This window comes from Sphingomonas parapaucimobilis NBRC 15100 (genome assembly GCF_000787715.1).
Lineage (GTDB): Bacteria > Pseudomonadota > Alphaproteobacteria > Sphingomonadales > Sphingomonadaceae > Sphingomonas > Sphingomonas parapaucimobilis.
Map to the genome: position 1 here is coordinate 14,252 of NZ_BBPI01000072.1, position 19,760 is coordinate 34,011.

Consider the following 19,760-nt stretch of genomic DNA (forward strand, 5'->3'; position numbering starts at 1 on the left):
CGGTCAAACGTCTTTCGCTTTGGGGGTGCTGGGGTCGGAACCCCATTCGGTCCAGCTGCCGTCATAGACCGGCATCAGCCCGCCGATCCGCTCCGCCCCGAAAGCGAGGACGCAGGCGGTGATACCCGATCCGCAGGTGGCGACCATCGGTCTGGCGGGATCTACTCCGGCGGCGGCGAAGGCGTCGGCGATCGCTGACGCAGACTTCCAGCGGCCGTCGGCCTCGAACAGCTTGGAGTAGGGCAGGTTCAGCGCACCGGGGATATGGCCGGGTTCGACACCGGGGCGCGGCTCCGGCTCGGCGCCTGCGAAACGGCCGGGCGAGCGGGCGTCGACGATCTGTGCGTCACCCGCTTCGACATGGGTGAGCACTTCGCGAAGGCTGCGCACGCGTGCCAGATCGGCATGGGCGACGAACAGGCCGGGCGCTTCGGGGGCGCCTGCCGGGCCGACCATGACGGGATGACCGGCGGCGCGCCACGCCTCCAGTCCGCCGTCGAGCAACGAAACCGACTGTGCGCCGAACAGGGTCAGCAGCCACCAGACCCGCGCGGAGCTGTGCAGCGGCGAGCGATCGTACAGGACGATCCGGTCGGCATGGCCGACACCCGCCTCGCTCATCGCATGGGCGAACTGCTCCGGCCCGGGGAGCGTCATCGGCAGATCGCTCTCCCGATCGGCGAGCGCCCCCAGCGGCAGGAAGCGTGCGCCGGGAATATGCCCGTCCTCAAAGCCGCGCCGGGCCGAAGTGCCGTCCGCATCGTCGAGAAAATAGGTGACGTCCAGGATGCGCACGTCCGCCTCGCCCGCGATCGCGGATAGGTCTTGCGGGGTGATGAGTGGCGGCATGGTGCTTCCCCTTGGTTGCTGCCCCGTACCTAGGCGCGTTGGGGGCGGGGTCGCAAGCCAAGCAAAGCCCTTCTCCCGGCAGGGGGAGGGGTTGGGGAGGGGCAAGAGTCGGGGGCGCTGGTCTCGCTGAGACTCCTTGCCCTCCCCCATCCCCTCCCGCCTGCGGGAGGGGAGCGGCTAGTGGCAAGGGTGGGGCGTGGCCTTCGACTTCGCTCAGGCTGAACGGATGTTGCGGAAGACCCCATGCCCCCCACCTCTGTTCAGCCTGAGCAAAGTCGAAGGCTATGGGAATCCGGCTACTCCAATCCCTTCAAATACCCCGCCGCCTGCGCCCGCACGGCCTTCTGGTCCTCCTCCGCCATCCGGTTCCAGTTCCGATAGGCCATCGCCATCCGCACATTCCCCTCGAACCGGCTCTCATGCCGTGCGAGGAAATCCCAATAGAGCGCGTTGAACGGGCAGGCGTCCTCGCCCACGCGCTGCTTCACATCATAGCGGCAATGCCCGCAATAATCCGACATGCGGTTGATATAGGCCCCCGACGACACATACGGCTTGGACGCGATGATGCCGCCATCGGCGAACTGGCTCATGCCCACGACATTGGGCAGCTCGACCCATTCATAGGCGTCGATATAGATTTCCAGATACCAGCGATGCACCTCGGCCGGGTCGGCGCCGATCAGGGCGGCGAAGTTGCCCGTCACCATCAGCCGCTGGATATGATGCGCATGCGCGGTGTCGAGCGTCTGGCCCAGCGCCTGCGCCATGCAGTGCATGTCGGTTTCGCCGGTCCAGTAGAAGCCGGGCAGCTTGCGATGCGCGCGCAGGAAGTTGCGGTCGACATAATCCGGCCCGACATGCCAATAGAGCCCGCGCACATATTCGCGCCAGCCGATGATCTGGCGGATATAGCCCTCAACCGAATTGAGGCTGGCATGGCCGTCCTCATATTCTTCCTCCGCCATCCGGCAGAGTTCCAGCGGGTCGAGCAGCCCCGAATTCATATAGGGCGACAGGACCGAGTGCCACAGCTGGTGCTGGCCGGTCAGCATCGCGTCCTGATAATCGCCGAACCTGGGCAGGCCATGCGCCATGAACGCCTCGGCCTGGGCTCGCGCATCCTCGGCGGTGACGGCATAGGCGAAGCCGTCGAGCGAGCCGGGATGGTTGTCGAACCGTCCGGCGACCAGCCTCAGCACCTCGCGGGTGATCCTGTCGGGTGCGAAGGTCAGCGGTTCGGGCGGCGTCTCCTTCTTAGGCGCGGGCTTGCGATTGTCGGCGTCGTAATTCCATTTGCCGCCCTCCGGCTTGTCGCCCTTCATGAGGAGGCCGGTCTTGCGGCGCATCAGGCGGTAGAAGAACTCCATGCGAAGTTCCTTGCGGTCCTTCGCCCAGTCCTCGAACTCGGCCTGGCTGGCGATGAAGCGGGTGTCGGGGCGGATGTCGACGGGGACGGCGAACATCGTCTCCCACGCCTCCAGCATGGCGGCGACCCGCCATTCGCCCGCCTGGGTCACGACGATCCGTGTCGGATCGTGCCGTTCGACGGCGCGCGCGACCTCGCCGGTGAAGCTGCCCGCATTGTCCGGGTCGTCCAGCTTGACGTAATCGACCGTCCAGCCCGCTTTCCTCAGCGCCTCGGCATGGTGGCGCATGGCCGATAGGATATAGGCGATCTTGGCCTTGTGGTGGCGGACGTAACCCGTCTCGTCCTCCACCTCCATCATCAGCAGGATGGTGCGCTTCGGGTCGGCGTCCTCCAGCGAGGACAGGTTCATCGACAATTGGTCGCCCAGGATCGGGATCAGCGTTGGCGATTGGGGCATGATTATCCTACATGGCCTTCATGAAGCATCTCGGCCAGACCAGCGCGCTGCCCGCTTCCCCCGAAGAGGCGGTGCTCGATTATGTTCCCAACCCCCGTCCGGGGCGTACCTATCTGGTCCGGTTCGCGGCCCCCGAGTTCACCTCGCTGTGCCCCGTGACCGGACAGCCCGACTTCGCGCACCTGGTCATCGACTATGTGCCCGGCGAGACGATCGTCGAATCGAAGTCGCTGAAGCTGTTCCTGGGCAGCTTCCGCAACCATGCCGGTTTCCATGAGGATTGCACCGTGGGCATCGGTGAGCGCCTGTTCGACGAGATGAAGCCCGTATGGCTTCGCATCGGCGGATATTGGTATCCGCGCGGCGGCATCCCGATCGACGTGTTCTGGCAGTCCTCGGCCCCGCCCGCCGATCTGTGGCTGCCCGATCAGGGCGTGGCGGGTTATCGCGGTCGCGGCTGATCCGCCCGCGGCCCAACCCCTGTTTCATCCCAATGTGAAACATCTTCCATCCTTGAAGACGTCCGACCCGCGATTTAGAAGTCGTGGCAAGGAACGTGTCATCGGGATGCGAAAAGGAACAGGGCCGTGCAGAAGATCGTCAAACATTTCGCCATGGCGGTTGCCACGCTGATCGGGCTTGGCGCGGCAGGAACGGCAAGCGCCAATCCCACGATCATCATCAACGACTCCAATGGTGGCCTGGTGTCCTACGACACGACCACCAAGGTTAGCACCGTCCTGGGTAACACCGGCACGGTGATGTTCGACATCGCGCTGAACAGCGGTGGCGATCTGTTCGGCGTCGATGGGGGTACGCTGTTCAAGATCTCGACGAGCGGTGGCGCAACCACGGCGCTCGGCTCGATGGGCTCGTTCGTCAATGGTCTGGTCTTCGGATCGGACGGCACCCTGTACGGGGCGGGCAATAACAATCTGTACAAGATCAATACCAGCAACGGGCAGGCCAGCCTGATCGGATCGATGGGCAACCCGGAGTCGGCGGGCGATCTGGCCTTTTTCAAGGGGCAGCTGTACCTCGCCAGCAATCTGGGTCTGGCGGTCGTCAATCCGCTGACCGGCGCCAGCCGGTTGATCGGCGGCACGACCAACATATTCGGGTTGGCCTCGACGGTCGACGCGCTGTTCGGTGTGAAGGACAATGCGATCTACACGATCGATCCGACCACCGGCCTGACTACGAAGGTGTCGTCCTACACCAACGGCCAGGCTTATGGCGCGGCTTCGGCCCCCACCGCCGTGCCGGAGCCCGCGACCTGGGCGATGATGCTGCTGGGTCTGGTGCTGGTGGGCTATGTCTTGCGCCGTCGCGGCACCGCGCCGCGCGCCGCCATCGCCTGATCCGCCTATCGCGGTGCGTTCGTCGCGCACCGCGTCGGCCATCGAAAATCGGTCGTCCGACGGGCGGCCGATTTTTTCATGTCGCCCATCGGAAATTCCACGCCGCCCGAAGCGGGGATAAGAATATCGCAACCGCTTTTGACGCAGGAACGGTAAGAGTCGAACCGGCATCCGCCTGCGGGGTGGACGCGGTATGTGGTCATGGAGTCTTCGCGTGAAACATTGGTCCTGGAGCGCCGTCTCCCTCGCCCTGCTGACCCTGTCGGGATGCCAGTCCAAGCCCGGGGGGCAGGGTGTCGCGCAGGTCGACGGACAGGCGATCACCACCCAGGCGCTGGATGCCGAGCTGGCCGATGCGCCGCCGGGCATCGACCGCCTCGCCTATCGCAAGGTGATCCTGCCCCAGCTGGTCGACCGTACCCTGCTGGCGCAGGCGGCGCAGAAGATGGGGATCGACAAGACCCCCGAATTCGCCGCCCAGCGCGAACGGCAGGAGCAGAAGCTGCTGGTCGAGATGCTGGCGCAGAAGCTGGCCAACACCGTGCCGGTGCCGAACGTCCAGGCCGTCGACGCCTATATCGCCGCACACCCTTACGAATTCGCGCAGCGACAGAAATTCTATGTCGACCAGATTCGCTTCGCCCAGCCCGCCAGCACCGAGGCATTGCTGGCGCTTGGCCAGTTCAAGACGCTGGATGCACTGGCGGACGGACTGACCCGCGACGCCACGCCCTTCACGCGCGATCATGTCCTGGTCGACTCGGCGTTCCTCCCGGCTGCGATCGCGGCACAGGTGGCCAAGCAGCCGACGGGCGATCCCATCCTGCTGCCCTATCAGGGCACCTACACGGCCAATGCGATCGTCCAGCGCATGGCGGCACCCGTCACGGGCGAACCCGCACGCGCGCTGGCGGGCGAGATCCTGCGGCGCAAGGCGATCGCCGATGCACTGGGCCAGACGCTCAAGGATCAGCGCAAGAAGGCCAGCATCTCCTATGAGGCCGGCTTCAAGCCTGTCGGCAAGGCGGCGGTTGACGGCAAGGCCGTCCGCGACGCGGCCGACCGCGTTCCTGCGCGCTAAGAGAACGCCTTCCCTCGCCCCCGGACAGGGGCGAGGGAAGGAAAATATCGGTCCCCGGCGATCCGCTCCAAGACCCTGATCCAAGGGACCCACCCCGCATCCCCGTCACGGGCACACGCTTCGGCGCTGCGTGACGCCATTTGGACGCAGCGTCCGAGTGCGGTGCAGCAAATATGTCATACGCATTGCAACCTTCGCCGCTCATCGCGGGTTAACCTTGACGTGAGGGAATTTGCGGATTTGCCGCCGCCCTCGCACCTGCAAGGACAAGCGATATGGTGGATGCGAACGGAACCGTGATCGAACGACTGGCGCTGATCGGCAATTTCCTGCCCCGTCAATGCGGGCTCGCGACCTTCACCACCGACGTCTATTCCGCGTTGCGCAACCGCTTCCCCGATCTGGCCGTCGATGTTTACGCGATGGACGATCATCCCGGGCGTTACGCCTATCCCCCCGCCGTGACCGCCGCCATCCCGCAGCATGAGCGCGGAGCCTATATCGACATGGCCCGCCGGATCGAGGCGAGCGGTGCGCAGGCGATCTGGGTGCAGCATGAATATGGCATCTATGGCGGTGCCGCCGGTGAGCATCTGCTGGCCCTGCTCGACCGGACCACGTTGCCCGTGATCGCGACGCTGCATACCGTCCTGGAAAAGCCCTCCGCCGACGAACGCCGGGTGATGGAGGGGCTGCTGCGTCGCTGCGCCCGGATCATCGTCATGGCCGACAAGGGTCGCGACATCCTCCAGCGCATCTATGGCGCGGACCCGCGCCAGATCGCGATGATCCCGCATGGCGTGCCGGACCGCGAACTGATCTCGCCCGACTCGCTGAAGGCCAAGTTCGGCTGGGAAGGGCGAAAGGTGGTCTTCACCTTCGGCCTGCTTGCACCGAACAAGGGGATCGAGACGATCATCGAGGCGCTGCCCGCCGTCGCCGCGCATCATCCGGAATTGCTTTATGTCGTGCTGGGCGCGACGCATCCCAATCTGATCGCGCATGAGGGCGAGGCCTATCGCGATCGGTTGAAGGCGCTGGCCGAGGCGCGCGGCGTGGCCGACAATGTCGCCTTTGTCGATGCATTCGTCGAGCATGACGACCTGATCGAATATCTGCAGGCCGCCGACATCTATGCGACGCCCTATACCAACCCCGCCCAGATCACGAGCGGCACGCTGTCCTATGCGGTCGGTGTCGGCAAGGCGGTGGTCTCCACGCCTTATGTCCACGCCGTCGAGATCCTGGGCGACGATCACGGCGTCCTCGTCGATTTCTGCGATGCGGACGCCTTTGCCCGCGAGATCGACCGGCTGCTGACCGACGACGTGGCCCGCAACCGCCTGTCGAGCCGCGCTTATGCCCGTGGCCGCACCATGATCTGGCCGCGCCTGGCCGAGGCGGCGCTGGAGCAGATGGCGGCGGCGATCACCGCCCGTCCGCGCCGGATCGCCGGATCATACCAGACCAGCATCAAGCCGTTGAAGGCCGATATCGCCGCCGTCGAGCGAATGAGCGATTCGACCGGCATGTTGCAGCATGCCATCTACTCGATCCCCGATCGCCGCCATGGCTATTGCATCGATGACAATGCACGCGCGCTGATCTTCATGACCCAGGCGCCGGATATCGATCCGGTCACACGCGACAAGTGGACGACCATCTACGCCTCGTTCCTGCAATATGCCTGGAACCCGGAAGCGCGCCGTTATCGCAACTTCATGCGCTTCGACCGCAGCTGGTGCGAGGATGTGGGGTCGGAGGATTCCAACGGTCGCACCCTCTGGGCGCTGGGCGTGACCGCTCGCGATGCGCAGCAGGCCAAGCATCGCGACTGGGCGCAGATGTGGTTCGACGCGACCGCCTCGCTGGCGTTGGACCTGGGATCGCTGCGGGCACAGGCCTTTGCGATGCTGGGCGCGGCGGCCATGCTGGAGGCGCGGCCGGGGCATCAGCTGGCGCGTGCCATCCTGGAAAAGCTGCCCCCGCTGCACCTCGCTTTGCTCGAGGAGGCGCGTCGCCCCGAATGGCAGTGGTTCGAGATCGTGCTGGCCTATGACAATGCCCGCGTGCCGCAGGCGCTGATCGAGGCGGGGCGTGCGCTGGGTCGCCAGGACCTGATCGATTGCGGTATTTCCACGCTGGACTGGATCGTCGGCAAGCAGACCTCGCCCGAAGGCCGCTTCCGCGCGGTCGGCAGCGAGAGCTTCGGCCGTCCCTATGCCGAGCCGTTGCAGTTCGACCAGCAGCCGCTGGAGGCGCAGGCGACGGTAGAGGCGTGCCAGTCGGCCTATGCCGCCACCCGCGATTCGCGCTGGATCGCCGAGGGTGAGCGGGCCTATGGCTGGTTCCTGGGTGCCAACGACCTCGACCTGCCGCTGGCGACGGCGCAGGACGGCGGCTGTTTCGACGGGCTGATGCCGACCGGCCTCAACCGCAACCAGGGGGCCGAATCGATCCTGGCGCTGCAACTCGCCAATTGCGCGATAGCCAGCCTTTGCCATTCCGCGTCATCCATGGCAGGAGCCGATCGTCACATTGCCTGACATGCTGTCATGTTCGGGGGAAGTGATGAGCGTTTTTGGTAAAGTGGCGAGACGGTAGCGCGATGGATCTTTTCAACCACCGGCTGCGGCTTCATGCCGATCCTTCGCGCGTCGTGGTGCGGCCGTTTCACATCGCCTGGGGCGGTGGCAATGGCGCACCCCCCAGCCGGACCGAACGGCTGGTCGGCGAAGTGCTGGCCATGTCGCCGCAGGAAGCGAGTGACCAGCTGGAAGCCGTGCTGAAGGATTTCGAGGCCCGGCACTGGCAGACGCGGCGCGTCTTCATGACCCGCTACGACCAGATCGAGGATCTGCTGAAGCTGGATGGGTCGAAGATCGGCGACGAGAAGCGCCAGCTGATCGGGGCCTATTTCTGCCACGAATACAGCTATGCCGCGGCCGCGCTGATGAACCCGTCGGCGGTGCCGCATTTCGACCAGACCGGCATCCAGCCGGGGTCGCAGCGTATCCTGATGTCGATGCGGTCGGTGGGTGAGGGGCATATCTCCTCGGTCGCCTTCCGCGAAGGCATCATCAACGACCAGAATCAGCTGCGCCTGGCGCCCGAGCCACCCTTCGCGACCGCGACGGACGTGCATGGCTGGGGCGAGTATGAGATGCCGAGCGGCCCGATCACGGTCCACCGCCACCGCGATTCGACCCTGTCGGGCACGGTCATCTTCCCGATCACCCAGGCCCAGTCCAAGGGGCTGGAGGACATGCGCATCGTCCAGTTCACACATGACGACAGCGCGGTCGAGTGGATCGGCACCTACACCGCCTATGACGGCTCGGGCATCCAGTCCGAACTGATGCGCACCCGCGATTTCCGCGCGTTCGACCTCGTGCCGATGACCGGCGCGGCGGCGCGGAACAAGGGCATGGCGCTGTTCCCGCGCAAGGTGGCAGGCCAGTATATGATGATCGGGCGGCAGGACGGCGAGAACCTGTTCCTGCTCAAGTCCGATTCGCTGACCCACTGGGACGATGGCGAGAAGATCCTGACGCCCGTCTATCCCTGGGAACTGGTGCAGATCGGCAATTGCGGTCCGCCCATCGAGGTGGACGAAGGCTGGTTGCTGCTAACCCACGGCGTCGGCGCGATGCGCAAATATTCGATCGGCGCGGCTTTGCTCGACAAGAACGACCCGTCCAAGGTGCTTGGCCGGACGAAGCAGCCGATCTTGGCCGCCAAGGATCAGGACCGCGAGGGCTATGTGCCCAACGTCGTCTATTCCTGCGGCGCGATCCGCCACGGCGACTCGCTGTTCCTGCCCTATGGCATCGCGGACAGCTCGATCGGCTTTGCGTTCGTGAAGATCAGCGAGCTGCTCGCCGCGATGTGATCACGAAGTGGCGCGGGTAACGATACCGTGCCGCCCGGTCCCCTCCTTTCCTCCCCCTTAGGGGGGAGGGGAACCATCCGAAGGATGGTGGAGGGGTGTACCCCCTCTCTCGATCGCGGGACACTCCTCCGTCAGGCCTTCGGCCTGCCACCTCCCCTTACAGGGGAGGAAACATATCGAATCCCGCAGGGATCAGCGTGCCGCTGCCGGCAGGCTGACGACCTGACGCCGCGTATAGCGATACAGCGCCGCCACGATCCCCAGGAACAGGATCGTCCCCCCGATCAGCGCAGGCGTGGCAAAGCCGTCCCCGACCAGCGCCAGCGGCGCGTCCGAGTTGGTCAGGTAGACGATCCCGGCAAAACCCACCCCCCACAGGCTTTCACCCACGATCAGGCCGGTCGCGGCCAGCACGCCCAGCCGCTCGGCGGCTTCCGGGTTGGCGCTGCGCCTGGCCCAGCGGTCATAGGCATGGCCGATCACCGCGCCGATCACGACCGGCAGCGTGGCCGACATGGGCAGGTAGATGCCCAGCCCGACGCCCAGCGGCGGCAGGCGCAGCCAGCCGAGCTTGCCGAGGATTTCGTCCGCCACGATCACCCCGATGCCGACAGCCGCGCCGACGCCGATCATCGCCCAGTTGAGGTCGCCGCCCAGCACCCCCTTGGCGAGCGCCGAGATCAGCGCGGCCTGCGGTGCGGACAGCGCGTTCGGCCCGGCACCCGGCGTGCCCGCAAAGCCCAGCGTCGCGTTGAGCAGGTCGAGGACGGGGGGGATCACCAGGCTGCCGAAGACGACGCCGATGACCAGCGCCACCTGCTGCTTCCACGGCGTCGCGCCGACCAGCTCGCCGGTCTTCAGGTCCTGCAGATTGTCGTTGGAGATCGTCGCGACACCGAACACGACGCCGGTCACGATCAGGGCATAGGCGACCAGCGCCTGCGTCGTCTCCGGTGACGTCCCGCGCCCGAACAGCCCGACGAGGAGCAGGGCTGCGGCCAGCACCGACAGGATGCCGATGCCCGACACCGGGCTGTTCGACGCGCCGATCAGCCCCGCCATATACCCGCAAACGGCCGCGATCACGAGGCCGATCAGCAGGATGAACAGCAGCGCGCCACCGATCAACGCAAAGCCCGACGCGGCCAGCGGCCCGCCCGCGATCACCGACCACAGCAGCCCGGCGATCGGCACCAGCGTCGCCAGCGCGACGATGGCGACGATCCCGATCGGCAGGTCACGCTCGCCGATGGCAAGGACCGCGCCGTCGCGCCGGGCCGAAGAGGCCGCAAGCGAGGAACGGATACCGCCGATGACCGGCCCGATGATCTTCAGCAGCGTCCAGATCGCCGCGACCCCGATCACCCCCGCGCCCAGGAAACGCACGTCGCGGCTGAAAATGCCACCCGCCCATTCCGCGACCGGCCCGGCCGAGGGGGCCATGGCGGTCAGAATGGGCAGCGCCACCCACCAGCCGATCGCGATGCCCGCCAGCATCGCTATGCCGACCGACAGGCCGACCAGATGCCCGACCCCGATCAGCGCGAAGGACAGCCCGCCCGAAATGCCGGTCGCGCCCGCGCCGGTGCGGAACCAGACGGCCGCTTCGGCGACCGCCAGCTTGGTCTGGGTCAGGATCGCGAAGGCGGCCGAAGCGACGGCGTTGACGACGATCAGGCGAAGGCCGGTCGCGCTTTCGGCCTCGCCCTCACGACTGCCCGCACCGACCTTCAGCACCTCGGCGGCGGCGCGGCCCTCCGGATAGGGCAGGTCGGTGTCGACGACCAGCGCGCGGCGCAAGGGGACCGAGAACATGACGCCCAATATGCCGCCGGTCGCCGTGATCCCGGCGGTCAACAGATAGGGAAAGCCCTGCCACCACCCGATCATGACAAGCCCGGGCAGCACGAAGATGATCGCCGCCAGTGTCCCCGCCGCCGAGGCGACCGTCTGGACGATATTATTCTCCAGCACCGAACTGTTGGGAAGGTAGCGCAGGATGGCCATCGAGATGACCGCCGCCGGGATCGAGGTGGCGAAGGTCAGGCCGACCTTGAGGCCGAGATAGACGTTCGCGGCGGTGAACAACAGGGTGATGATCCCGCCGAGTGCGATGCCGCGAAGGGTCAGTTCGGCAACGGGGCGGGCGGTCGTGGGAGAACGGCTCATGCGCGCAGATGTGGCAGAAGGCGCGGCGCTCGCCTAGCATTTCGTGTGGGGAATGCGCTCAGGCTGCGCATGGCGGGCGTGGGGGAGTATTCCTTCCCAATCCTCCGTTCAGCTTGAGCGAAGTCGAAGGCTACGCGATTCAACCGCCAAAGGCCCCACCCCGGCGAAGGCCGGGGTCCAAGTCTTGCAAAGTTCGTGGTGCGCGGGCCGTTGCGTGGGAGGCCAAGATGCCGCGCCTTCAACGGCCCATGGTAACTGGACCCCGGCCTTCGCCGGGGTGCGCGCTTGAGATGAGTGGATTCCCGTGGCCTTCGACTTCGCTCAGGCGGAACGGAGGTGGGGGCGGGTTGGGTGCGCGCGGGGCCTTACCCCCGAAACAAATTCCCCAGCACCCCACGCACCACCGCGCCGACGATCCCGCCGCCAGCGCTGCTCGACCGCCGCCTCGAGCCACCACCGAACACCTGCTTGCCGATTTCGTTGGCCACCTGTCGCCCGATCGAGGAACTGGCCGAACGTGCCGCGCTGCTCGCCATCTTGGCCCAGGGGGAGTCGGCCGCCGCGCGCTGTTCGGCGATGCGGGCGCGTTCGGCCTCCTTGGCGGCCTTTGCATCCGCCTTGGCCTGTTGGGCGGCCTGTTTCTCCGCCTCGGTCGCCGCCTTCGCCTCGGCGGCCGCCGCAGCGGCCTCCCGGGTCTTGGCGGCGAGCAGTTCCTCGGCCGATTCGCGGTCGACCGCCTGGTCGTATTTGGCACCGACCGCATCGGTCTCGATCAGGACCTTGCGTTCGTCCGGCGTCACGGGGCCGACCCGGCTGCGCGGCGGAGCGATCAGCGTGCGCTCGACCGGCGAGGGCGAGCCGTCGGGCTGGAGCAGCGAGACCAGCGCCTCGCCGACCTTCAGCTCGGTGATGGCGGTGGCGACGTCCACACCCGGATTGGCGCGGAACGTCTCGGCTGCCGAGCGCACCGCCGCCTGGTCGCGCGGGGTGAAGGCGCGCAGTGCGTGCTGGACCCGGTTGCCCAGCTGTCCGGCGATCTTGTCGGGTACGTCGATCGGGTTCTGGGTGATGAAATAGACGCCGACGCCCTTGGACCGGATCAGGCGCACCACGCGCTCGATCGTGTCGACCAAGGCAGGCGCGGCCTCGTCGAACAGCAGATGTGCCTCGTCGAAGAAGAAGACCAGCTTGGGCTTGTCGGGGTCGCCGATCTCGGGAAGCTGCTCGAACAGTTCGGACAACAGCCACAGCAGGAAGGTCGCGTAGAGCTTGGGGCTTGCCATCAGCTGGTCGGCGGCCAGGATATTGACGACGCCGCGCCCGGTATCGTCGGTGGCGATCAGGTCGGCCAGTTCCAGCGCGGGTTCACCGAAGAAATGCTCGCCCCCTTGCGTGCGCAGCTGGAGCAGCGCGCGCTGGATCGCACCGACCGACTGTTTCGAGACATTGCCATAGGTGGTGGTCAGTTCGTCCGCCCGCGCGGCGCATTCGGCCAGCATCGCCTGGAGATCGTCCAGGTCGAGCAGCAGCAGCCCTTCCTTGTCCGCGACATGGAAGGCGATGGTCAGCACGCCCTCCTGCGTCTCGTTCAACCCCATCATGCGGGCCAGCAGCAGCGGCCCCATCTCCGACACGGTGGCGCGGACGGGATGCCCCTGGGTACCGAACAGGTCCCAGAACTGCACCGGCGCGGCCTCATAGGCCCAGTCGGCCATGTCCAGTTCGGCGGCGCGTGCGCTGAAGGCGGCGTGCGTCTTGCCCATCGCCGATCCCGCCATGCTGAGCCCCGAAAGGTCGCCCTTCACATCGGCGACGAAGCTCGGCACGCCCGCGCGCGAAAAGCCTTCGACCATCGTCTGCAGCGTCACCGTCTTGCCGGTGCCGGTCGCGCCCGCGATCAGGCCGTGCCGGTTCGCGCGCTTGAGGTCGATCGCCTGTGGCTTGCCGCCACCTGTGCCGATGAAGATGCCGTCCATGGCGCGCATTGTATCGCGCCGGACGGGGACGGGAATAGCAAAAGGCCGCCGCATCCCTGGGATGCGACGGCCTTTTTGTCTCGGCCCGTAAAGGGTGGACGGGTTACTTGATCCGCAGCGGGATCAGCGCACCCGCGATCTTGCCGCGGGTGATCTGCGCCAGCACCTGCGGACGGCCCGCGGCCTTGGCGGCGGCGACGACCTGCTGGAGGTCGGCGGCAGTGCGAATCGGCGCGCCGTTGACCGCCGTGATGACGTCGCCGCGCTTCAGCTTGGCGGCGGCATCGCTCGACGGATCGACCGCCGCGATCACCACGCCCTGGGTCGACGGATCGACATTGATCGCGCGCGCGATCGCGGGCGTCAGCACCTGGACAGACAGGCCCAGGCCGCCGCCGGCCGCAGGCGTGGTCTGCGCATCGTCGTCATCGTCGGGGAAGGCGTCGGAGCCGTCACCCAGGGTCGAACGCAGTTCCTCGTTGGACGGACGGGTCGCGGCGGTTGCGGTCAGCGACACCGGCTTGCCGCCGCGCAGCACTTCCAGCTGGACGCGGCCGCCCGGCGGCACGTTCGCGATCAGATAGGACAGGGTCTGCTCGGGCGTGACCGACTGGCCGTTGACCTTGGTCACGACGTCGAACGCCTTCAGGCCGGCCTTGGCGGCGGGGCCATTGGGTTCGACCTTGGCGATGATCTCGCCCTGGCCCTTGGGCACGCCCAGCGAAGCGGCGACGTCGTCGTTGACCGGCCCGCCGATCTGCACGCCCAGATAGCCGCGCTCGATCTTCTGGCCCTTCATCAGGCGTTCGACGATCGGCTTGGCGTCCTCCGCCGGAATGGCGAAGCCGATGCCGATATTGCCACCCGACTGCGAATAGATCTGGCTGTTGATGCCGATGACGTTGCCGTTCATGTCGAACATCGGGCCACCGGAATTGCCCTGGTTGATCGCGGCGTCGGTCTGGATGAAGCGGTCGTTCGCGCCGCCCTGCCCGGTGACGCGGTGGATCGCCGAGATGATGCCCGCGGTCACGGTGCTCGACAGGCCGAAGGGCTGGCCGATCGCCAGCACCCAGTCGCCCGGACGCGCCCGCGCCGAATCGCCGAAGCGGACGAAGGGCAGGTTCTTGCCGTCGATCTTCAGGACCGCGAGGTCGGAGGTTTCGTCGCGGCCGACGACCTTGGCGGTATATTCCTTGCGGTCGTTCAGCGTGACGGTGATCGAATCGACCGAGGCACCCTGCGCGCCCGGCGCGATGACGTGGTTGTTGGTGACGATATAGCCGTCGGGCGAGATCAGGAAGCCCGAACCCAGCGAGGCGCCTTCACGCTTTTGCGGCTGCGGCCCGGCCTGGCCGCCGAACTGGCCGAAAAAGCCCTCGAACGGCGTGCCCGAGAACGGGTTGGGCTGCTGCTTCACCGTGATCGACTGCTTGGTCGAAATGTTGACGACGGCGGGCTGGAGCTTGGCGACCATGTCGGCAAAGCTCATCGGCGCGCCGGCGCGCGGGGCGACCGCCTGGATCGCACCCGGTTCGTTCTGCGCGACCTGGGCGGTGCCGGGCTGAAGGGCCAGGGTCGCGGTCGCACCACCGAGGAGGAGCGCACTGGTAATGGCGTAGGCGTAGCGCACTGGGCTAGGGTCCTCTCAAAGAAAATTCAGTTTGACCGTGACCTATTTGCCACGGTTTGGCTGAACGACGCTTGAATATGAACGAGCGGAAAGGTGGAATCTCCACCTATCGGCCCGGCGCGGTGAATTCCTTCAGATAGCTGTTCTCCGGCGACAGAATGATCTGCGTGGCGCCGCGTTCCTGATTCGAGCCGTCCGCGCCGAAGGTATGGCGATAGGACTGCATGGCGCGGTAGAAATCGTAGAAATTGGGGTCCTTGCCAAAGGCCTGGGCATAGATTTGCGCCGCCTGGGCATCGGCATCGGCGCGGACGATCTGCGCCTGCTTCTGGCCTTGTGCGGCGATGGTGATCGCCTCCTGCTGGCGCGCGGTCTGCATCCGGGCGAGCGCGCTTTGCAGCGGCGTGCCCGGCGGCAACTCGGCCTCCTTGATGCGCACATCGACGATCTGGACGCCGTACTGGCGCGCGATGCGGTCGAGGCGGACCTGGATCGCGTCCATCACCTGGCCGCGCTCGGGGCTGAGCAGCTCGGACGAACGCCGCTTGCCCAGCTCGTTGCGCAGTGCCGATCCGAAGATCGGGCGAAGCTGGTTGATGACGCCGTCGACGCTGCCCGCGGTCGCCAGCATCCGGCGCGGATCGATCACGCGGAAGCGGGCAAAGGCGTCGACATTCATGCGCAGCTGGTCGGTCGACAGCACCTGGGTCTTTTCCAGGTCGAGGTCGAGCACGCGCTTGTCGACCCAGACGATACGGTCGACGAAGGGAATGCGCGCGATCAGGCCCGCGCCGCTGTCGCCCAGTTCCTCGCCGGGGCGAAAGCCGTTGACCACCCGGCGCGGCTGCTCGAACCGATAGATCACCGCCTGCTTGGTCTCGGGCACGATCGAGAAGGTCGAGGCGGCAATGATGACCGCGATCAGCAGGGCGATGCCCAGCACGATCGGGTTGCGTGCGGTCAGGCCGTTCACTGGCCACCTCCCTGTTCCGAACCGGCCTGCGCCGAAGCGGCGGGCGGCGTGGCGGGAGCCGTCGCGGTGATCTCCGGCGGCAGCGGCCTGGCCTGCCCCTTGGAGAGAGGCAGATAAGGGACGACACCGGGCGTCTCGACGATGGTCTTGTCCGACTTGGCCAGCACGGCCTCCATGGTCTCGTAATACATGCGGCGACGGGTCACCTCCGGGGCCAGGCGATATTGTTCATACACCTTGTCGAACTGCGCCGCCTCGCCCTGCGCACGGGCTACCACCTGCTGCGCATAGGAACGCGCCTGGTTGACGTCGGCGACCGCACGCTGCTGCGCCACCGTCACCTTGTTGAAATCGTCGACGATCTGCTGCGGCGGGGCAGCCTGCTTGATGGCGACGCCCTGGATCCGCACGCCCGCGCGATATTCGTTCAGGATCGACTGGGTCAGCTCCTGCACCCGCTGTTCGATGCCGGTACGTCCCGAACCCAGCGCCTGGTCCAGCGAAGTGTCGGCGATCACCGCGCGCATTGCGCTCTCCGCCGCTGCGCGCACGGTTTCCTGCGGCTGCGCCAGGCGGAAGGCATAGTCGCGCGGATTGGCGATGTCCCAGCGCACCGAATAGGTCAGGTCGATGATGTTCTGGTCGCTGGTCAGCACCAGATTCTCGCCCGAGCCTTCGGGGAAATTCTCGGTGCGGATCTTTTGCACGTCCAGCACCCGGACGCTGGCGATCGGGGCGGGGGCGGTGATCTGGATACCCGGTTCGAGGATGCCGGTATAGCGACCGAAATAGGTCACGACGCCGCGCTGCTGCGGCCCGATCGGATGGATCGAGGTATAGAGCAGCCAGATGACGATCAAGATTGCCGCGCCGATCGCCCAGAGCGTGCGGCCGCCCGGTGCGCCCGGAAGGCCGCCGAAACCGCCGCCGGACCCGCCCGGCCCCTCACCGGGGCCGCCGCCGCCCGATCCCCGCGCCTTGCGGATGAACTCATCCAGCGCGGTGGACTTGCCCGGCGCCTTGCGGCCACCCGGCGGAACGGCCCAGGGGTTGCGGGGACCACCATCGGGATCGTCGCCGGACCCGCCCCAGGGGCCTTTTGGCGTGTTGGCGGCTAGGATGGGGGGGCGTTGAAACCGGCCCGTCAGCTTTCTCATAGTCATCGTTATAGGAACGGTTCGCCGACAAAAACAGTGCCAAGCCGCGCTTCGCATCCTATCTGCCGCGCATGAGCATCATCGAGACGGTAAAGGCGGCGGTCGCCGCGGTGGCGGGCAAGCGCGCGAATGTGCGGATGGAGGGCGCGCGGGCGGGGGTCGTGCTCGACACGACCGGCCTCGACGGCGCCGGTCGCCACGCGCTGGAGCAAGAGGTGAAGGCCGCCGCGATCCAGTCGGGGGCCGAGGATGTCCGCGTCGTCCTGACCGCCGAGAAGCGCGAGCGTCGCATCATCGCGGTCGCCAGCGGCAAGGGCGGCGTGGGCAAGTCCACCCTGTCGGCCAATCTCGCCATCGCGCTGGCGCGGGGCGGTCGCAAGACCGGGCTGGTCGATGCCGACATCTATGGCCCGTCGCAACCGCGCCTGATGGCGGCCGAGGGTGTGAAGCCGGTGGCGCAGGACGGCAAGCTGCAACCGGTGCCGACCCCTTATGGCGTGTCGCTGCTGTCGATGGGGCAGCTGGTCGAGCCGGACAAGGCGATCGCGTGGCGCGGGCCGATGGCGGCGGGCGCGCTCAGCCAGCTGGTCGATGGCGACTGGGGCGCGACCGAGCTGCTGGTCCTCGACCTGCCGCCCGGCACCGGCGACGTGCAGCTGACCATGGTGCAGAAGCATCGCCCGGCGGGCGCGGTGATCGTCTCGACGCCGCAGGATCTGGCGCTGATCGATGCGCGGCGCGCGATCGACCTGTTCACCAAGGCGGGGGTGCCGATCATCGGCCTGGTCGAGAATATGGCGGGCTATTGCTGTCCGCATTGCGGCGGCATGTCGGATCCGTTCGGATCGGGCGGGGCGGAGGCGGCCGCCGCCGAGCTGGGCATCCCGTTCCTGGGCCGGGTGCCCCTGACCATCGCGATTCGCACCGCCTCCGACGCGGGCCAGCCTCCGGCGGCGGGCGAGGGCGACACGGTCTTCGCGCCGCTGGCCGCGCAGGTCGCGAACTGGCTCGATCTCCCGCGATGAAACCGGCGGCATGGCGGGGCGTTGAGGCGCGGTAACCCGCCGCTTTTCCGAATGATAGTCGGGAGGTCGGCGGCGAATAGGGGATAACCGATGCCGTTGACCGCCGATGACGATATTCGCGACCTGCTGGCGAAGGCGCGGACCATCGCGATGGTCGGCGCGTCGGACCGGCCCGACCGGCCATCTTACGGCGTGATGAAGCGGTTGCAGGATCACGGCTATCGCGTGATTCCGGTCAATCCGCAGATCACCGGCGAGCATGTCCATGGCGAGTTCGTCTTTCGCGAGCTGGGCCAGCTGGGCGACCCCATCGATATCGTCGACATCTTCCGCCGGTCCGAGGCAGCGGGCGACGTGGTGGACGAGGCGATCGCCATCGGGGCCAAGGCGGTCTGGCTGCAACTGGGCGTCGTCAACGAGGCCGCCGCCGCGCGCGCCGAGGCCGCCGGGCTGAAGGTCGTGATGAACCGCTGCCCCGCCATCGAGATTCCGCGCCTGGGCGTCGCGCCGGTCGGGCAGGACTGAACACAAGGGCGACGGCCGACATCACACGAAGGGGAGAATGACGATGGTGCCGCTGCTGCTATGGGCCGCTCCGGTTGCGCAAGGGGAGCCGCGGATGACCCTGCCGCGCCTGACCCCGAGCTGTACCCTGTCCACCTGCCATGGCGGCAAGCGTTCCTCGCCCTATCGCCTGGCCCCGAGCCATGTCGTGCCGATCGATTCCAAGGCACGGGCCTTTGCCAATGACGGCACCTATTGCGCGGTGGTCGGCGACAAATATTGCACCAGCAAGCCGCGTACGCTGTTCCGCACCGCGATTGATTAGCCGGGGCGGCAGGCGCTAGGATCGCGATACCTTAGGAGGATCGCCATGCTGCCCCTGTTGCTGATCGCCATGCAGGCCGTCCCCGCCGCCCCGTCGGAGGGAACAGAGCGCGTTTCGATCCTGCTGCCCGATTGCCCGACCTCTGCGGATACGCGGCAGGACATCCTCGTCTGTGGTCGTCGACCGGGAAGCGACCGGGCACCCGAGTTGCGGGGCGGGCCGTCCGACCGCGCGACTCCGTCCAATCCCGAGATGACCGCCATCGGGGCCTTGCGCGCCGAGGGGACGCCATGTGCGGCCAGTCAAAGGGGGTGCGCCGCCCCGGTCGACGTCGTCACGCCCACGCTCATGCTCGCCAACGAGGCGCGGATCGGCATCAGCAAGCTGTTCGACAAGGCGCGCGACAAGAGCAAGCGGATGCCGATCGCGCTCGATGGTCCGGGGCCGCAGGGGCATCTCGAACCCTGACCGGAGGGGGACTCTGCTGACGCTGGCGCTCGGTTGGAAAAACCGGCATGATCGCGCCCGGCCCCGCCTTCAGGCAGAGGGGCTGGCGATGCCGGGAGAGCGTCATGCTTGCGACGATGTTGGTCATGGTGATGGCGGGACTGTCGGCACGACCGTCGGTACAGGGCGACGACACGCCGCCACCTTCGGTCGACACCATCGTCGCCAAGACCCGCCGCTTGACCAGTGTCGAGACGCGCTGCGTCTATGATCCCAACGCCACCGACATCACCGTGTGCGGCCGTCGCAATGCCGACCGCTTCCGCATTCCCTTCGAGATACCGCCCGAGCCCGGCGATCGCCGTCACGAAGGGGTGATGGAGGAACGGACGCGGCTGCTCGCGCGAAGCACGCCGGTCAAGGACCTGTCGCCCTTCCTGGTCGGCGGCGGCTTGGCCGGGGTGACGATGGACACCAATGCCCGGGGCAGCGGTGGCACGACGACCCTGCGCAAGCCCGCGCCATGACGGCCGGAGACA

General features: G+C 67.0%; 17 protein-coding genes. 10 read left to right on the forward strand and 7 right to left on the reverse strand.

What is annotated here, in order from left to right:
• Positions 1 to 3: 3 nt before the first annotated feature.
• Both SP5_RS13480 and SP5_RS13485 read right to left on the reverse strand, forming a co-directional pair.
• Entirely contained in the window at positions 4 to 849 is an 846-nt protein-coding gene (locus tag SP5_RS13480) for a sulfurtransferase (RefSeq protein WP_042489691.1), read from the reverse strand.
• Positions 850 to 1,145: 296 nt separating this feature from the next.
• The gene (locus SP5_RS13485) at positions 1,146 to 2,678 is read right to left on the reverse strand and encodes a cryptochrome/photolyase family protein (protein WP_042489693.1); all 1,533 of its coding nucleotides are present in this window, start codon (positions 2,676 to 2,678) and stop codon (positions 1,146 to 1,148) included.
• Between the two features lie 20 nt (positions 2,679 to 2,698).
• On the opposite strand from SP5_RS13485, the gene queF reads away from it, so the two are divergent.
• The 5 genes from queF to SP5_RS13510 all read left to right on the forward strand — a co-directional run bounded on the left by queF (position 2,699) and on the right by SP5_RS13510 (position 9,012).
• Positions 2,699 to 3,139 (forward strand): preQ(1) synthase, encoded by a 441-nt coding sequence (gene queF / locus SP5_RS13490; protein WP_174435547.1) that lies wholly within the window; start codon positions 2,699 to 2,701, stop codon positions 3,137 to 3,139.
• A 126-nt stretch (positions 3,140 to 3,265) separates the two neighbouring features.
• Positions 3,266 to 4,039 (forward strand): PEPxxWA-CTERM sorting domain-containing protein, encoded by a 774-nt coding sequence (locus SP5_RS19795; protein ID WP_042489698.1) that lies wholly within the window; start codon positions 3,266 to 3,268, stop codon positions 4,037 to 4,039.
• A gap of 214 nt (positions 4,040 to 4,253) precedes the next feature.
• Complete coding sequence (locus SP5_RS13500) at positions 4,254 to 5,120, forward strand: SurA N-terminal domain-containing protein (RefSeq protein ID WP_052811552.1); 867 nt, start codon at positions 4,254 to 4,256, stop codon at positions 5,118 to 5,120.
• 275 nt (positions 5,121 to 5,395) lie between these two features.
• Positions 5,396 to 7,666: a glycosyltransferase family 4 protein gene (locus SP5_RS13505; RefSeq protein ID WP_042489701.1), complete on the forward strand. Its 2,271-nt coding sequence runs from the start codon at positions 5,396 to 5,398 to the stop codon at positions 7,664 to 7,666.
• 62 nt (positions 7,667 to 7,728) lie between these two features.
• The gene (locus SP5_RS13510; protein ID WP_042489703.1) at positions 7,729 to 9,012 is read left to right on the forward strand and encodes a glycoside hydrolase family 130 protein; all 1,284 of its coding nucleotides are present in this window, start codon (positions 7,729 to 7,731) and stop codon (positions 9,010 to 9,012) included.
• A 192-nt stretch (positions 9,013 to 9,204) separates the two neighbouring features.
• Here the strand turns inward: SP5_RS13510 and SP5_RS13515 are convergent, their stop codons facing one another.
• The 5 genes from SP5_RS13515 to hflK form a co-directional block, all read right to left on the reverse strand.
• The gene (locus SP5_RS13515; RefSeq protein WP_042489705.1) at positions 9,205 to 11,181 is read right to left on the reverse strand and encodes an OPT family oligopeptide transporter; all 1,977 of its coding nucleotides are present in this window, start codon (positions 11,179 to 11,181) and stop codon (positions 9,205 to 9,207) included.
• A 365-nt stretch (positions 11,182 to 11,546) separates the two neighbouring features.
• On the reverse strand, positions 11,547 to 13,157 hold the full coding sequence (locus tag SP5_RS13520) for a helicase HerA-like domain-containing protein (protein ID WP_157013738.1): 1,611 nt from the start codon (positions 13,155 to 13,157) through the stop codon (positions 11,547 to 11,549).
• A gap of 103 nt (positions 13,158 to 13,260) precedes the next feature.
• Complete coding sequence (locus SP5_RS13525; protein ID WP_042489709.1) at positions 13,261 to 14,790, reverse strand: Do family serine endopeptidase; 1,530 nt, start codon at positions 14,788 to 14,790, stop codon at positions 13,261 to 13,263.
• Positions 14,791 to 14,896: 106 nt separating this feature from the next.
• A complete protein-coding gene (gene hflC / locus SP5_RS13530; RefSeq protein ID WP_174435548.1) occupies positions 14,897 to 15,763 on the reverse strand; it encodes a protease modulator HflC in 867 nt (288 codons plus the stop codon).
• A complete protein-coding gene (gene hflK, locus SP5_RS13535) occupies positions 15,760 to 16,920 on the reverse strand; it encodes a protease modulator HflK (protein ID WP_042489711.1) in 1,161 nt (386 codons plus the stop codon). Before hflK ends, hflC begins: the two co-directional genes overlap by 4 nt.
• A 71-nt stretch (positions 16,921 to 16,991) precedes the next feature.
• On the opposite strand from hflK, the gene SP5_RS13540 reads away from it, so the two are divergent.
• The 5 genes from SP5_RS13540 (at position 16,992) to SP5_RS13560 (ending at position 19,748) form a co-directional block, all read left to right on the forward strand.
• On the forward strand, positions 16,992 to 17,945 hold the full coding sequence (locus SP5_RS13540; protein WP_042489712.1) for an Mrp/NBP35 family ATP-binding protein: 954 nt from the start codon (positions 16,992 to 16,994) through the stop codon (positions 17,943 to 17,945).
• A 90-nt stretch (positions 17,946 to 18,035) separates the two neighbouring features.
• Positions 18,036 to 18,470: a CoA-binding protein gene (locus SP5_RS13545; RefSeq protein WP_042489713.1), complete on the forward strand. Its 435-nt coding sequence runs from the start codon at positions 18,036 to 18,038 to the stop codon at positions 18,468 to 18,470.
• Positions 18,471 to 18,513: 43 nt separating this feature from the next.
• Positions 18,514 to 18,774, forward strand: coding sequence for a hypothetical protein (locus SP5_RS13550; protein ID WP_157013739.1), 261 nt, complete (start codon positions 18,514 to 18,516; stop codon positions 18,772 to 18,774).
• Between the two features lie 45 nt (positions 18,775 to 18,819).
• On the forward strand, positions 18,820 to 19,242 hold the full coding sequence (locus SP5_RS18565) for a hypothetical protein (RefSeq protein ID WP_052811553.1): 423 nt from the start codon (positions 18,820 to 18,822) through the stop codon (positions 19,240 to 19,242).
• Positions 19,243 to 19,346: 104 nt separating this feature from the next.
• Positions 19,347 to 19,748, forward strand: coding sequence for a hypothetical protein (locus SP5_RS13560; protein ID WP_052811554.1), 402 nt, complete (start codon positions 19,347 to 19,349; stop codon positions 19,746 to 19,748).
• The last annotated feature ends 12 nt before the right edge of the window (positions 19,749 to 19,760 follow it).

What these genes read in the sequence shown, in the direction of transcription:
- SP5_RS13480 (WP_042489691.1), bottom strand. Translation starts at nt 849, where the DNA reads ATGCCGCCACTCATCACCCCGCAAGACCTATCCGCGATCGCGGGCGAG.
- SP5_RS13485 (WP_042489693.1), bottom strand. Translation starts at nt 2,678, where the DNA reads ATGCCCCAATCGCCAACGCTGATCCCGATCCTGGGCGACCAATTGTCG.
- queF (WP_174435547.1), top strand. Translation starts at nt 2,699, where the DNA reads ATGAAGCATCTCGGCCAGACCAGCGCGCTGCCCGCTTCCCCCGAAGAG.
- SP5_RS13505 (WP_042489701.1), top strand. Translation starts at nt 5,396, where the DNA reads ATGGTGGATGCGAACGGAACCGTGATCGAACGACTGGCGCTGATCGGC.
- SP5_RS13510 (WP_042489703.1), top strand. Translation starts at nt 7,729, where the DNA reads ATGGATCTTTTCAACCACCGGCTGCGGCTTCATGCCGATCCTTCGCGC.
- SP5_RS13515 (WP_042489705.1), bottom strand. Translation starts at nt 11,181, where the DNA reads ATGAGCCGTTCTCCCACGACCGCCCGCCCCGTTGCCGAACTGACCCTT.
- SP5_RS13520 (WP_157013738.1), bottom strand. Translation starts at nt 13,157, where the DNA reads ATGGACGGCATCTTCATCGGCACAGGTGGCGGCAAGCCACAGGCGATC.
- hflK (WP_042489711.1), bottom strand. Translation starts at nt 16,920, where the DNA reads ATGAGAAAGCTGACGGGCCGGTTTCAACGCCCCCCCATCCTAGCCGCC.
- SP5_RS13540 (WP_042489712.1), top strand. Translation starts at nt 16,992, where the DNA reads ATGAGCATCATCGAGACGGTAAAGGCGGCGGTCGCCGCGGTGGCGGGC.
- SP5_RS13545 (WP_042489713.1), top strand. Translation starts at nt 18,036, where the DNA reads ATGCCGTTGACCGCCGATGACGATATTCGCGACCTGCTGGCGAAGGCG.
- SP5_RS13550 (WP_157013739.1), top strand. Translation starts at nt 18,514, where the DNA reads ATGGTGCCGCTGCTGCTATGGGCCGCTCCGGTTGCGCAAGGGGAGCCG.
- SP5_RS18565 (WP_052811553.1), top strand. Translation starts at nt 18,820, where the DNA reads ATGCTGCCCCTGTTGCTGATCGCCATGCAGGCCGTCCCCGCCGCCCCG.
- SP5_RS13560 (WP_052811554.1), top strand. Translation starts at nt 19,347, where the DNA reads ATGCTTGCGACGATGTTGGTCATGGTGATGGCGGGACTGTCGGCACGA.